We start from the raw sequence: 13,153 nt of genomic DNA on the forward strand, positions 1-13,153 counted from the left end.
CTGGATTATAGATTATAAATTCGTCTTCCACGGCCAGATATAGTCATATACCGGCATTCTTTCCGAATGCCGTCTGGGTGCTAGTCTTCTTACTCTTGATGAGGAAACCGCCATGAATAAACCCGATATTCACAATGGCAGGCTGCCAGCAGAAGAGTACCGCCGCAACTTTGCCGACATCAAGCCTCCCCTCAGTGATTACCAGGCTCATATTGAAGCCAGCCGATGCCTTTACTGCGAAGCGGCACCCTGTATTCCGGCCTGTCCCACCGGCATCAATATTCCCTCTTTTATCAACCGTATCGCCACTGACAATATTGACGGTGCTGCACAGGCCATTCTGGATGCCAATATTCTGGGAGGAAGCTGTGCCCGGGTCTGTCCAACCGAGGTTCTCTGCGAGCAGGCCTGTGTCAGAAATCATGAGCCAGAGTGCCGTCCGGTGAAAATCGGCTTGCTGCAGCGTTACGCCATCGATAACCGCCAGTCAGCTAAGCATCCATTTACCCGCCAGCCTGACACAGGAAAAACCATTGCGGTTGTGGGTGCAGGCCCGGCAGGACTGTCCTGTGCCCATTATCTGGCCCGGCAAGGTCACAACATTACCTTGTTTGATGCCCGGGAGAAGCCTGGAGGCCTGAATGAATTCGGCATCGCCTACTACAAACTGGTGGATAGCTATGCCCGCCAGGAAGTGGACTTCATCCTGGAAATTGGTGGTATCTGTCCAGAGTATGGCTGTCGGCTTGGCCAGAATCTCAGCCTGGACCAATTGCGAGCACAGTTTGATGCAGTGTTTCTCGGGCTCGGGTTGGGCGGTTGCCACTCATTAGGCCTTCCGGGTGAAGCAGCAGAAGGTGTTGAGGATGCCCTCCCGGCCATATCTTCCCTTCGTCAGTGCCATGATCTGAGCCAACTGCCTGTTGGCCGACGTATAGTGGTTATTGGCGGAGGCAACACCGCAATTGATATCGCCTGCCAATGCAAACGGCTGGGCGCAGAGGATGTCACCATTGCCTATCGTCGTGGCCCTGAACAGATGTCAGCAACCGGTCATGAACAGGCTTTCGCCCGGGACAATGGTGTTCGCATCCTCACCTGGGTTCAGCCTTCAGCACTGGAGACTGAAGGTGGCTGCATCACCGCCATTCAGCTGGAAAAAACCGTGCTGGATGCCAGCGGCCAATTACAGGGCACCGGTGAGCTGACCACCTTGCCGGTAGACACACTCTACAAAGCCATTGGCCAGCATTTGCTGGTGGATGCATTTGTCAATACCAGTGACAGCCCGGCGATAAAAGGCAACCGCATAGTAACGGACGACCACTTTTGTACGTCACTGGTTAACGTCTGGGCCGGTGGCGACTGCATTGATAAAGGTGAAGACCTGACCGTCCATGCGGTTGAGCATGGTAAACGGGCGGCCCGGGCTATTGATCAATACCTGCATGGAGGGAAAGATAATGGCTGATTTAACCAGTAATTTCCTCGGTATTCGCTCCCCAAATCCTTTCTGGCTGGCTTCTGCGCCACCGACGGACAAAGCCTACAATGTCTACCGGGCATTTGAGGCGGGCTGGGGCGGTGCGGTCTGGAAAACCCTGGGTGAAGACCCACCAGCGGTCAATGTTTGTTCCCGTTATTCCTGCCACAGGAATACCCGTGGTGATGTGATCGGGTTTAACAATATCGAACTGATCACCGATCGCCCGCTGCAGGTGAATCTGGATGAAATACGCCAGACCAAAAAAGACTGGCCGGACCGGGCATTGTTGGTCTCGCTAATGGTGCCCTGCCAGGAAGAAAGCTGGCAGGCCATCCTCAGCCAGGTAGAGGAGACCGGCTGTGATGGTGTCGAACTGAATTTTGGCTGTCCCCACGGCATGCCGGAACGGGGGATGGGCTCAGCGGTCGGACAGGTACCGGAATATATTGAAATGGTTACCCGCTGGTGCAAGAAACACAGCAACCTGCCCGTTGTCGTTAAACTCACCCCCAATATCACCAATATCGTTGTGGCAGCTGAAGCGGCTCAGGCCGGTGGTGCCGATGCCGTATCGCTGATCAATACCATTAACTCCATTACCGGTATTGATCTGGACCGGATGGTTGGATACCACGCCGTCAACGATAAGTTCACCAGTGGCGGTTATTGTGGCGAAGCGGTGAAACCTATCGCCCTGAATATGGTCGGCCAGATTGCCCGCAGCCCGAACACCGCCGGACTGCCCATCTCGGCCATTGGCGGTATCAGTACCTGGCGGGACGCTGCCGAATTTATGGCTTTAGGGGCGGGCACTGTTCAGGTTTGTACGGCGGCTATGCTGAACGGTTTCAAGATTGTGCAGGACATGATTGATGGCCTGTCCCGGTGGATGGACCGCAAAAACTATCCGACCCTGGACAGCTTTCAAGGCGCTGCCGTCCCCAATCTGACCGACTGGAAATACCTGGACCTGAATTACAAGACCATTGCCCACATTGATCAGGACAGCTGTATCCAATGCGGCCGATGCTATGCAGCCTGTGAAGATGCTGCCCACCAGGCCATCGCCATGACACCGATAAAACAGTCAACCCAGCACCGGTATGAGGTAATCGAGGAAGCCTGCGTGGGGTGCAACCTCTGCCAGATCACCTGTCCTGTGGATAACTGTATTGCCATGGTCAGGCAGCAAACCGGCAAACCTTACCTGAACTGGACGCAGCATCCGAATAACCGGAGTCAGGAAGGTAACATATCGACGGAGCAAACTTGATTTTTCAGTGCCGGAGTATGTCATGAATTCACTGGAACATGCAGTTGTCTGTGGTGACCATGCCATGGTCAAAACCCTGCTGGACAAGGGGGCTGACCCGGATATTCCCGGAAATAACAATGAAACCCCGCTGCACCGGGCAGTTAACGCTGGTCATCATGTTATTGCCAAGACCCTGCTGACCTACGGGGCTGCCCCAAACCTCAAGGACGTTAGTGGAAGGACCGCCTTGCATCATGCAGCTCTCGAAGGTCACCATGCTATGGTCGAGCCCCTGCTGGCCAATGGGGCTGACGCAGACCTCAAGGACGTCAATGGATGGACACCTTTGCAATGTGCAGCGAGCAACCGTCATCGCGATGTGTACGATAAACTGCTACCTGAAACTCATCAGCCGGACTGGAACAGCCTGCTACAGGTATTTTCCCGTTCAGGGTGGAAGGATCAAGTTGAGGCGGCACTGGCCAGGGGGGCTAACCCGAACATCCAGGACAGTGATGGTGATACACCTTTGGGAGGAGCAACTACGGCTGGCCACCATGCTATTGTTGAGACCCTGCTGGACAACGGGTCTAACCCAAATATTCCCGATAGTGGTCAATACACCCCGCTGCACCGGGCAGCGGCCATTGGTCATCATCCTATGGTCAAGACCCTGCTGGACAGAGGGGCTGACCCGAACCTAAAGGACGGGACTGGACGGAAAGCCTTGGCATCTGCACTTACCAGTGATTACCCGGATGTATATAGAACCCTGTTACCTGTAACCCATCAGCCGGACTGGAACAGCCTGTTACCGAAACTCGTCTATGAAGGATGGAAAGATCAAGTTGAGGCGGCACTGGTCAACGGGGCTGACCCGAATATTCCCGATTTTTACCACAAAACCCTGCTGCACAGGGCAGCTGAGGACGGTCACCATGATATTGTCAAGACTCTGCTGGTGAACGGGGCTGACCCGAAATTCAAAGACTGGAATGGACGGACAGCCTGTCAATGTGCAATGACAGAAGCCATAAAAGAAACAATCCAGAATTTCATGGCTGAACCTCACTCTCTCCAATTCTACTGCCGGGCCAGCATCCGGGGTCGGCTGGTCAAGTGTCTGCCCGACAACGGATTACCAATGAAGGAGGCGGTCAGGTTTCTGCCGCTTAATCCTCCAGCAATGCAGTATGTCGATCGCCTGCTGTCACTGTAGGGCGAGCCGGAGCTGCTCCGGGAGGCTGTCCGGAAATAGACTGCCCTACACAGCAACTGCTCCTGCGTTGCTCTGGCTCCTGCCCCCATGCAGTCGTGCGGTTGCAATAAATTGGTCTAAAAATCCGCTTTTGTTCGGCAAATAGCCCCGCTACTTGTGCCTTAGGATATTCACCTCACAAAACCGAATTTTTACCCTTAATTTTCTGCCGTCCCTTCGACGGGGTCGCCTGGACGGGGTCGCCTGGACGGGGTCGCCTGGACGGGCGCTATTCTCGTACAGCCTCCCGGGTGCATCATATCCCTGGTTTCTGTCGTTCTCTTGATGGCACCAGCAGCCAGTTTGATGTGATCAGGCAGGCCTGCGTTGGGGGCAACCTCTGCCAGATCACCTGTCCTGTGGATAACTGTATTACCATGGTCAGATAGCAAACCGGCAAACCCTGTCTAAACTGGAACAGCACCCGAATAGCAAGGGTCAGGAAGGTAACATATCGACGGATCAAACCTGAATTTCTATTGAGGGAGTACGTCACATCATGAACACTCTGGCTGATGCAGCTGCTGATGGTGACCTTTGCAGGGTCGAAACCCTTCTGGCCAACGGAGCCGATCCGAACAGTTACCCATTTGCCAGTAACACCCCGCTGCAACATGCAGCCAGGGCGGGTTACCATGCTATTGTCAAGATCCTGCTGGACTACGGGGCTGACCCGAACCACCCCACCCACGGTTGGTTGTCAGCCTTGGAATATGCAGCTGACTATGGTCATCTCGATGTATACAAAACCCTGTTACCTGTATCCCATCAGCTGGACTGGAACAGCCTGTTACATAATTTTTCCGATCATGGGTGGGAGGATCAAGTCAAGATGGCACTGGCCAAAGGGGCTGACCCGAACATTCTCAGAGATGGCTACACCCCGCTGCACCATGCAGCTGCCGCTGGTCACCTTACTATTGTCGAGGCCCTGCTGGCTAACGGAGCTGACCCGAACATTCTCGGAAATGGCAATTACACTTCGCTGCACAAGGCAGCCATCGCTGGTCACTGTGCTATTGTCAAGACCCTGCTGGCCTCCGGGGCTAACCCGAACATCAAGCGCATGGATGGGTTGACAGCCTTGCAATCTGCAGTTAACGGCGGTCATCTCGATGTATACAAAACCCTGTTACCTAAAACCCATCAGCTGGACTGGAACAGCCTGTTGCAGAAATTTTCCATTCATGGATGGGCGGATCAAGTTGAAGTGGCGCTGGTCAAGGGGGCTGACCCGAACAGGCCCGGAGTTGTCAACTACACCCCGCTGCACCGGGCAGCTTATGCGGGTCACCTTGCTATTGTCGAGACCCTGCTGGCCAGCGGAGCTGACCCGAATATGCCCGGAAAGGACGATCATACCCCGCTGCACCAGGCAGTCACTGCCTGCCTCGTTGCTTGCAAAGATCGCAATGCGATTGTCGAGACACTTCTGGTTAACGGGGCTGATCCGAACCTCAGGGATAAGCATGGTCGGGCCACCTGGCAACATGGAACGCCTGCAACAAAAAACATCATCCGGAATTTTATTTCTGTCCCTCGTTTGCCGTCTCTCAAATCCCGCTGCCGGAGCAGCATCCGGGGCCGACTGATCAAACACCTGGATCGCAACAAGCGGTCAATGAAGCAGGCGGTCAATTCGCTGCCGCTGCCTTATTCGGTAAAGCAGTACATCTACCTGCCGCTCTTGATTTAAACCGCAACGAACGCAACATTCGTTGTTATGATCTCAGGCTCAGGCTGCCTGGTTAAATTTTTAATCTTCTGTAACCTGCAATTCTGCCATTTTCTCAGGCCGGGCATTAAGTAATGGCCGCTTATCATCCGAACACTGCCCGGCAATCAGTTCAGGGTTCACCCATTTCATGCACCGTACACCTGGGGGTCCGGGATCACGTGTGCAATCACAGAAAAGCCTAATGTACCGGTTGTTTCATCGATAACGATTTTATCGACTTCTTTGTCATAGTGTTTCACGGTCAGGTGGTCAATCTTCAGTCCCAGATCCTGCGCTACCCTGACGATACTCTTGCCATTCGGGGTGGTTTCCAAAAAGTCGTGGCAGAAGTCGTCGGAGTCGAAATTCGATTGATGCTTGTGCAAAACATGCATGGTCTCGTCATTGGATATGTTTTGCTGTTCAATGGTTTCTGGCAGTTCCAGCAGCAGGTCTTTTTGTTGAAAAGTCCACTCAAGCTGGTGGATAATCACGTTACTCAGGTAAAAATCTCTGGCGTCACCCCCTCTTTTCCAATTGTCTCTGAATTCCCACTTCTTCCGGGTAAACAGATTGCTGAAGAAGTAGTTATACTCTATATATTTCACAAACCCCTCACCTTTGGTCTCGGTCTGACCAAGATGATCAAGGATCGTTTCGGTTCGCTTATGCATGACAGCAAATTTATCAGCATAATCAACCTTCAAAGTCTTTAGCCGGTTTCGGATCTGCCAGTCCTGTTGGATCCTGTCCCGGTAATCGCCCAGGGTTTGAACAGCGCTCAGCGAGTTCTCAATCATCCGCTTTCTGGGTGCCCCGTCTATCTCCCGGGGCATCAGAGCCCCAAGCTGGTCTTCAAACACTTGGCGCAGTGCCGACTGCTGGTACTCATCCTGCTCGGCCAACCGGACAATCCGCCCGTCCGCCGTCATGCCAAGGGTGCTTATCGGCTCATTGCCGCGGTTGTCCGCCAGGTAGCGCTCAATTGCCTGTGTGGTTGCTTCAGTCGTTGCCGTCGTGGGGGTCATTGGGGAATATCCTTTTCCGGGTGAAATATTGACAGAACAATGGTGATGTCGGCTTCTGCCTGGATCAGCATTTTTATCGACGGCCTACAGTTTCCCCATATACTCAAACTGTTTATCCGAAGGTAATTCCCGGAAAAAGCCGAGGGAAAGACGATAAAAATTCCAGTACCACGATTCATATTGCCCAGTGCTACAACTCACATCTTCGTTCTCACGGGCACCGAACAGAACCAGGGCATTGTGTTTGTTATCCAACCGGCAACTGCCTGACCAGGGTAATGTTATCCGGCGACATGTCTGTCCCCCAGGCCATCACCTCCACGCCAGCGGCAACCGCCTTTTGCAATTCTTCTGCATAAACCGGATCAATCGCCTTTGCCGCCGCGACATGGTCAATACCGGTATGCTGAACGCAGAAAAACAACACGGATCGATGGCCATCAGCCACCATCTGGGTGAGTTCTCGCAGATGTTTTGTGCCCCGGCTGGTGACGGCATCCGGGAACAGGCCGAGGCCATTCCCCATTGCCAGCGTGACACTTTTGACTTCCACATAACAGTCGGGCAGGCCTTCCTGCTGCAACAGCAGATCAATACGGCTCTTTTCTTCACCATAACGAACTTCACGGCGGACAGTCTGGTAGCCGGACAGTTCTGACACCTGGCCAGACAGCAGAAGCTCCTCAACCAGGGCATTGGCCCGTCCGGTATTCAGCCCTGCCAGAGTGAGGCGCTCTTCACCGTTAAACACCACCGGAATTTCCGCCTGTTCCCAGGTACAGGGGTATTTACGCCGGGGATTTCCGGAGTCGGAATACCATACCCGATACCCGGGGTAGAGGCAGTTTTTCATGGAGCCGGTATTTGGGCAATGCAGGGTTATCCGGGAGCCATCGGCCAGCTCAACATCGGCCATGAACCGTTTGTATCTTTTTATCAGGCGGGCCTCAGATAGGCGATTATCATATTTCATCAGGGATACTCATTACTTAATTTCATTAATTTACTTATTGAAATTCTAAAATAGAATCCTAAGATGCCGATTCATCATACCTGACCCTACAGGACTGACAGGCTCTCTGAATCCATTGGGCAGCAGATTCGGAGAATATTATCAGTTGACCTGAGTGCAGGTTTTGGTCAATGTCAGAAAGCGGATGACATTTTTTTATGGCGTCTTGCCATGGGTTTTGGTAGTTTCTCCGCTTCTTTAAGGAAGGCAAGAGGCAAGTGCCAGGAGCTTTTGTTCTCGCCAGGCACCCGTGGTGTTGACCTTGGCTTTCAGGGAGCCGGTTTGCCGGCAGTAACAGAGGGATCGCAGAGGCTGCTTTCAACAGGCAGAGCGCGAGCGCCTCTAAATGGAGAGTCCAGGATTCTTGCTCATTTGAGAGATCTCCTGGCTCATGAATAGAAGGTGGTGAGGCTGTAATCATGTCAGCACAGAAAAACGCGGATACAGGCAATCTGCTCAAATCGTATACCCCCTACCAGGAAAAGGATGGGGAAGAATACATGAACGAGCAACAGATCGCTCACTTCACCAAGATCCTGCAAAACTGGAAGCAGGAGCTGATGGAAGAAGTGGATCGTACAGTGAACCATATGCAGGATGAGGCCGCGAACTTCCCGGATCCGGCAGACCGCGCCAGTCAGGAAGAAGAGTTCAGCCTTGAACTGAGAACCCGTGACCGTGAGCGTAAACTGATCAAGAAAATCAACGATACGCTGTCCCGGATCGAAGAAGACGATTACGGTTTCTGCGACAGCTGTGGCGTAGAAATAGGCATTCGTCGCCTGGAAGCCCGCCCGACTGCTACGTTGTGTATCGACTGTAAGACACTGGCCGAGATCAAGGAAAGACAGCTGGGTAACTGATGTTACCCGGATGATGAATCAGGCTGTGGTATGGCGAGTATCACAGGCTGATTCATTCCCGACCGGTTCTTTATAGCTAAATGAACTGTCCTGAAATATCTTCGACATTTCTACAGACGCTACCCGCTACCTGAAAAGCCGGAACCGTTTGTGCTTTTGCGGGTGGCGGGAAGCGGGCGGCGGCCTTTTCCCAGACTGAGTAAAATGATGAAGTTATTCTGGGACAAATCCTGACGGCACTCACTCAAGACCACTTGCCTGATTGATCATTACTTCCTATGGGCGACACACTGAGCACTCCCTCCTACGTTGGACGTTTTGCGCCGTCCCCTTCCGGCCCTCTGCACTTTGGCTCTCTGGTTGCGGCACTGGCCAGTTATCTGGATGCTCAGGCCCATCAGGGCAAGTGGCTCGTGCGCATGGAAGACATTGACCCGCCAAGAGAGCAGCCCAAAGCGGCCGACCTGATTCTCAAGGCACTGGACGTTTATGGCCTGCATTGGGATGACAGCGTGCTGTTTCAGAGTGATCGCAGCGAAGCCTATGACCAGGCCCTGGACACCCTGCTCCGTGCAGAGAGACTTTACCCATGTACCTGCACCCGCAAAAAACTGGCCGGTTTGAACGGTGTGTACCCCGGTTATTGTCGCAATCACCGTGGGATCCCAAACCAGCCCCATAGCCTCAGACTGTTGTGCCATGACGATATCATGCAGTTTCAAGATCGCATTCAGGGCGATCAGCGATTTGATTTAAGCACGCTTGGCGATTTTATTCTCAAGCGCAAGGATGGGCTATACGCCTACCAACTGGCCGTTTGCGTTGATGATCACTTTCAGGGGGTTACCCATATTGTCAGGGGAGTAGACATTCTGGATTCAACCCCGAGACAGCTCTATCTGCAAAGCCAGTTACATTATCCGCACCCGGTCTATGCCCATGTTCCGGTGATTACCCGGAACCCCGGCACTAAACTCAGCAAGCAAAACCATGCGCCCGCCGTACCACTGGACAACCCCCGTCCACTGATGATCAGGGCATTGACGGCATTTGGCCTGAAACCGGAGCCAGACCTGTTGATGAACTCTGTTGAAGAGATCCTGTCCTGGGGAATAAAAAACTGGACCATGAGCAACATGGCGGGAAAAAAAGAGATTTTGCAGAACTCTCTGGACGACCGTTGACGTTTCGTGGCAATTCCAGCGAAACGGGCAGTCTGAGCTCAGAAAGTAGCCATATACGCGAAAGACTGACAACGAAACGTCAACAGACCCCGGGCAAACCTACCGCTATCCTGTGGAACATGTTATACATGGTTGTATAAATCATATCCAGAGGCCTTCCGGCACCTGGTAATGTGCCCAAAAAAGATGTGTTCAAGGAGCGAATATGTCGATATTCCTTAAAACAGCTCTGGTTGCTGCTCTTTCATTTTTCTCTGTAAACCTGACGGCCAATACCCTGCCTTTTGCCTCTCTGAGTGATACGCCCAGCAGGCCTGCAGCAGAGAACCCTGACTTCTGTGATGCGGCGAGACGAACCCGGGAACAGCTTATACGTCAGGAACCGTCTATAACGATGAAGTCCCCCATTCACACGCAAGGTGTATCATCCTGCTTTACACCGGATGAAAATCTAATCTTTGTTGCCACACTGGAAGCTCAAAAAGTGCTCGGACCCAATGCCCCCTGGTATGCAGAACTCAGCGAGGATATAAAAAGCCGCGTTACCGAAGCCTGCGGCATCATGGGCTTTGAGAACAGTAAAGTCAGCCGCGCCTACGACTACTGTCTGGAAAGCCGACAGGAAGAGCTGTTGAGTCCCTACGAAGAAAAATTTGCCAGAGAGTCCAGTAAATATCTCCGTAAACGTCAGCAGGTAGCAGACAGCCTGGTGGTTCGTTGTGATGCCTCGTTAAGTGTAAAACGCAGTCGCCTGCCCAAAAGCATGCGTTTCCCGGTGGCATGGTACAACTCGGACAGTCAATCCGTTCCCAGCTGGTTACTGGAAGAAAAGCTGGATGATGACCAGTGGCTGGAACAAATAGGCAAATTAAAAATTGATAATATCATGGCTGATATTCTGGGTAGCGATTGTCCCGGTGAAATGATTTACTGGGTCACTTACGACGCTCCGGGGCTGTAAGCAAAAGTCTCAGACTCTGTTGGAGCTGACCTTTTTACACCCCGGCAGGCCTGAGACGATCACTGGTGCTCAATTAAGTTGTCAGGAGCCCGAACATTGAATACATTCAGCGCCGTTACAACACCTCCGGAAATATACACCCCTGCCGATGCCCACCTGCTTTTATGGCCGCAGATTATCCCCGAATCTGCTGGCTGGCAGTTGTACTCAGAGCTGCACTCCACCCTGACCTGGCAGCAGGATCAGATAACCATTTACGGTAAAACCCTGCCGGTGCCCAGACTCCAGGTTTGGATGGGGGATCCTGATGCACACTATCAGTATTCAGGTCTGGCGCTTTCTCCACAGCCATGGAGTCAGACCGTTATCGCCATTAAACAACTGGTCGAAACAATCTGTTGCCATCACTTTAACTCGGTATTAATCAACCTGTATCGCAGTGGACAGGACAGCAATGGCTGGCACAGTGACGATGAGCCCGAATTAGGAGAAAACCCGGTGATTGCCTCATTCAATCTGGGAGCGACACGACGATTCCGGCTGCGCCACAAATACCGAAAAGACATCCAGCCTTACACTTTTGACCTGACGTCAGGCTCCCTATTGCTAATGGCCGGAACTACCCAAAAATACTGGCAGCACTGCCTGACAAAAACAGCAAGACCCGTAGAGCCGAGGATCAACTTGACCTTTCGTCGTGTGATTACACGCTGCCCCGACGAACAACGGGCAAAAAACGGATAGAAAGATAATCACCGGAAAAGCCAGACATTAGCCTCAATCTTACTCCAACCTGGAAAGTGAACTTATTTCCACTGCAATAATCAAAGAAAAGCAGTAAGAATAATTTATAAAAGTAATCTAACCCGGATATTTCATAAACTGCCCCGAATCTCGCGAAGGGCTTTGTTGCTCTAAGGGATTTTGTGAGGGAGCGCCGTACCGGGGAGTACGGTCGACTGAGCAAAACTCCCTCAGAGCGACAAAGGACAAGCGAGAGCGGGAGCACGTTTATGAAATATCCGGACTAAAGGAATGACGGTTTTTCTGGGCGGATGGATGATACAGCCGCCTATAGTATTGTGGTAAAAGGTTTGATTTTTCTTGCCTTTGTTTTTAATGCAGCAGTCATCACATCGGCAGGTTCCCGAATAAAAGAGGCGTCGGGAATTGCTGTGACAACTGGTTTATCCTTGCAGGAACTCTTCAAGCCAGTCATGGTCGTTGTTGACTCGTTCTGACACGGTCGCAAATAAATCAAAATCCGGCGACAATAAATCAGAATCCGATTCCCAAATGTCAATGTCAATTCCGTTCAGTCCAAGAGGGTCTTCTTTTCTGCATTCCAAGGCTGAATGCCAGGCGTTTTGTGTCTGTCTATCCACATCATAATGATTGATCTTTTGGAGAACACTCATTAACTGCGGAAGTATCATCTCTTTCCGATAGGGTTCCAATAATTCAAGTTCTCTATTCCCCAATATTGGAAAACGATCCAGCTCTTCCATTGCCGCTTCAAAGGTAAATTTCGGCCCTTGAAGGCTACTGGTGGAATCCTGCCCCCAAGGGCGTGTCGTGCTTGCAGGAGGTTGTTGCAGAGCGATGGCTGTTACTATGGGTGTTTTTGTTGCCTCAATCTGTACCAGCTTTTCAGCCACTGCATGTTTAACGAGTTCAGGAACAACACCCTCATTATCATTTTGGATAACCGGGCTGAGCGCCTTACATAAACTGGTGGTTAGCTGGCCGTTGTGGGCATAGTGTTCCAGAGATGACCAAACCACTGGTTTTAATGGTTTGTTGTATTTGATGATATTGATAATCATAGAAGGTGACAGCAGAAATGTTCCTTTTTCAGGTTTGGCTTTCCTGGTCTCTTTGGTTCTTGCTTTCATTTGGGCCAGTTTAGCCTCAAGCCTGATCGCATAGGGTTCCCGTTTGTCCTGAGGCTTTTCATACCATTGTTCTGTGAATTCGGTTGCCTTGAAAAAGGCGGTCAACTGTTCCAATGTCCAGTTCTTTATAACAAGGCCGGTATCCGTGAGGGTAAAATCCGGTTTTTGGAGTACAACCGGTTCACCATCGAGTGGCATGACAGTAAGCTTTTGATTCCTGAATTGATACTCTGCTTGTTTAAGCTCGAACAGTATGGCCGTGATAAAGTGCCACAGGCGTTCCTGGCCCAACATGACGTGATCACCATCAACAACCACGCCTCTTTCATCATCAGTTGACATCCGCTTTGAAAAACAGAGATCCGGTATATTCCCGTGTTCCGGTAGATAATGGTTTATCAGGAGCATTCCTTCCAACAACCGTTGCTGAGTCGCTAACTCCGGAACGGTTTCAGGTTTAGCCTGGTAGTCAAGACAGGCATCCATGAATTGCT

At 51.8% G+C, this 13,153-nt stretch carries 13 protein-coding genes; 8 read left to right on the top strand and 5 right to left on the bottom strand.

All coding sequences use genetic code 11. From position 1 onward, the window contains the following. Positions 1–112 precede the first annotated feature (112 nt). Genes J7438_RS22145 through J7438_RS22155 form a run of 3 tightly spaced genes read left to right on the top strand, consistent with a single transcriptional unit; the run spans position 113 to position 3,960 of the window. Positions 113–1,471: an NAD(P)-dependent oxidoreductase gene (locus J7438_RS22145; RefSeq protein ID WP_209278276.1), complete on the top strand. Its 1,359-nt coding sequence runs from the start codon at positions 113–115 to the stop codon at positions 1,469–1,471. Further along, complete coding sequence (preA, locus tag J7438_RS22150) at positions 1,464–2,759, top strand: NAD-dependent dihydropyrimidine dehydrogenase subunit PreA (protein WP_209278277.1); 1,296 nt, start codon at positions 1,464–1,466, stop codon at positions 2,757–2,759. Before J7438_RS22145 ends, preA begins: the two co-directional genes overlap by 8 nt. A gap of 22 nt (positions 2,760–2,781) precedes the next feature. Then, entirely contained in the window at positions 2,782–3,960 is a 1,179-nt protein-coding gene (locus tag J7438_RS22155) for an ankyrin repeat and SOCS box protein (RefSeq protein WP_209278278.1), read from the top strand. Between the two features lie 295 nt (positions 3,961–4,255). Here J7438_RS22155 and J7438_RS22160 read toward each other — a convergent pair whose 3' ends face one another. Beyond that, positions 4,256–4,465: a hypothetical protein gene (locus tag J7438_RS22160; protein ID WP_209278279.1), complete on the bottom strand. Its 210-nt coding sequence runs from the start codon at positions 4,463–4,465 to the stop codon at positions 4,256–4,258. 33 nt (positions 4,466–4,498) lie between these two features. Here J7438_RS22160 and J7438_RS22165 point away from each other — a divergent pair, with 33 nt between their 5' ends. Beyond that, a complete protein-coding gene (locus J7438_RS22165; RefSeq protein WP_209278280.1) occupies positions 4,499–5,695 on the top strand; it encodes an ankyrin repeat domain-containing protein in 1,197 nt (398 codons plus the stop codon). Positions 5,696–5,862: 167 nt separating this feature from the next. On the opposite strand, the gene J7438_RS22170 is transcribed toward J7438_RS22165, so the two are convergent. The 3 genes from J7438_RS22170 to sfsA form a co-directional block, all read right to left on the bottom strand. Then, positions 5,863–6,744, bottom strand: coding sequence for a hypothetical protein (locus J7438_RS22170; protein ID WP_209278281.1), 882 nt, complete (start codon positions 6,742–6,744; stop codon positions 5,863–5,865). An 84-nt stretch (positions 6,745–6,828) separates the two neighbouring features. After that, complete coding sequence (locus tag J7438_RS22175; RefSeq protein ID WP_209278282.1) at positions 6,829–6,999, bottom strand: hypothetical protein; 171 nt, start codon at positions 6,997–6,999, stop codon at positions 6,829–6,831. Next, on the bottom strand, positions 6,992–7,717 hold the full coding sequence (gene sfsA, locus J7438_RS22180; protein ID WP_209278283.1) for a DNA/RNA nuclease SfsA: 726 nt from the start codon (positions 7,715–7,717) through the stop codon (positions 6,992–6,994). Before sfsA ends, J7438_RS22175 begins: the two co-directional genes overlap by 8 nt. A 458-nt stretch (positions 7,718–8,175) precedes the next feature. On the opposite strand from sfsA, the gene dksA reads away from it, so the two are divergent. The 4 genes from dksA to J7438_RS22200 all read left to right on the top strand — a co-directional run bounded on the left by dksA (position 8,176) and on the right by J7438_RS22200 (position 11,508). Next, positions 8,176–8,619, top strand: coding sequence for an RNA polymerase-binding protein DksA (dksA, locus tag J7438_RS22185; RefSeq protein WP_209204159.1), 444 nt, complete (start codon positions 8,176–8,178; stop codon positions 8,617–8,619). 278 nt (positions 8,620–8,897) lie between these two features. Continuing rightward, a complete protein-coding gene (gene gluQRS / locus J7438_RS22190; RefSeq protein ID WP_209278284.1) occupies positions 8,898–9,803 on the top strand; it encodes a tRNA glutamyl-Q(34) synthetase GluQRS in 906 nt (301 codons plus the stop codon). Positions 9,804–10,008: 205 nt separating this feature from the next. Then, positions 10,009–10,764, top strand: coding sequence for a hypothetical protein (locus tag J7438_RS22195; protein WP_209278285.1), 756 nt, complete (start codon positions 10,009–10,011; stop codon positions 10,762–10,764). 96 nt (positions 10,765–10,860) lie between these two features. After that, positions 10,861–11,508 carry an alpha-ketoglutarate-dependent dioxygenase AlkB family protein gene (locus J7438_RS22200; protein ID WP_209278286.1) on the top strand — a complete coding sequence of 216 codons (648 nt, stop codon included), beginning with the start codon at positions 10,861–10,863 and terminating at the stop codon, positions 11,506–11,508. A 443-nt stretch (positions 11,509–11,951) separates the two neighbouring features. Here J7438_RS22200 and J7438_RS22205 read toward each other — a convergent pair. Further along, the coding region (locus J7438_RS22205) for a hypothetical protein (protein WP_209278287.1) at positions 11,952–13,153 on the bottom strand (1,202 nt) is incomplete at its 5' end.

This window comes from Thalassotalea sp. G20_0 (genome assembly GCF_017744175.1).
Lineage (GTDB): Bacteria > Pseudomonadota > Gammaproteobacteria > Pseudomonadales > Endozoicomonadaceae > Endozoicomonas.

What these genes read in the sequence shown, in the direction of transcription:
- J7438_RS22195 (WP_209278285.1), top strand. Translation starts at nt 10,009, where the DNA reads ATGTCGATATTCCTTAAAACAGCTCTGGTTGCTGCTCTTTCATTTTTC.
- J7438_RS22165 (WP_209278280.1), top strand. Translation starts at nt 4,499, where the DNA reads ATGAACACTCTGGCTGATGCAGCTGCTGATGGTGACCTTTGCAGGGTC.
- J7438_RS22155 (WP_209278278.1), top strand. Translation starts at nt 2,782, where the DNA reads ATGAATTCACTGGAACATGCAGTTGTCTGTGGTGACCATGCCATGGTC.
- sfsA (WP_209278283.1), bottom strand. Translation starts at nt 7,717, where the DNA reads ATGAAATATGATAATCGCCTATCTGAGGCCCGCCTGATAAAAAGATAC.
- gluQRS (WP_209278284.1), top strand. Translation starts at nt 8,898, where the DNA reads ATGGGCGACACACTGAGCACTCCCTCCTACGTTGGACGTTTTGCGCCG.
- J7438_RS22145 (WP_209278276.1), top strand. Translation starts at nt 113, where the DNA reads ATGAATAAACCCGATATTCACAATGGCAGGCTGCCAGCAGAAGAGTAC.
- dksA (WP_209204159.1), top strand. Translation starts at nt 8,176, where the DNA reads ATGTCAGCACAGAAAAACGCGGATACAGGCAATCTGCTCAAATCGTAT.
- preA (WP_209278277.1), top strand. Translation starts at nt 1,464, where the DNA reads ATGGCTGATTTAACCAGTAATTTCCTCGGTATTCGCTCCCCAAATCCT.
- J7438_RS22170 (WP_209278281.1), bottom strand. Translation starts at nt 6,744, where the DNA reads ATGACCCCCACGACGGCAACGACTGAAGCAACCACACAGGCAATTGAG.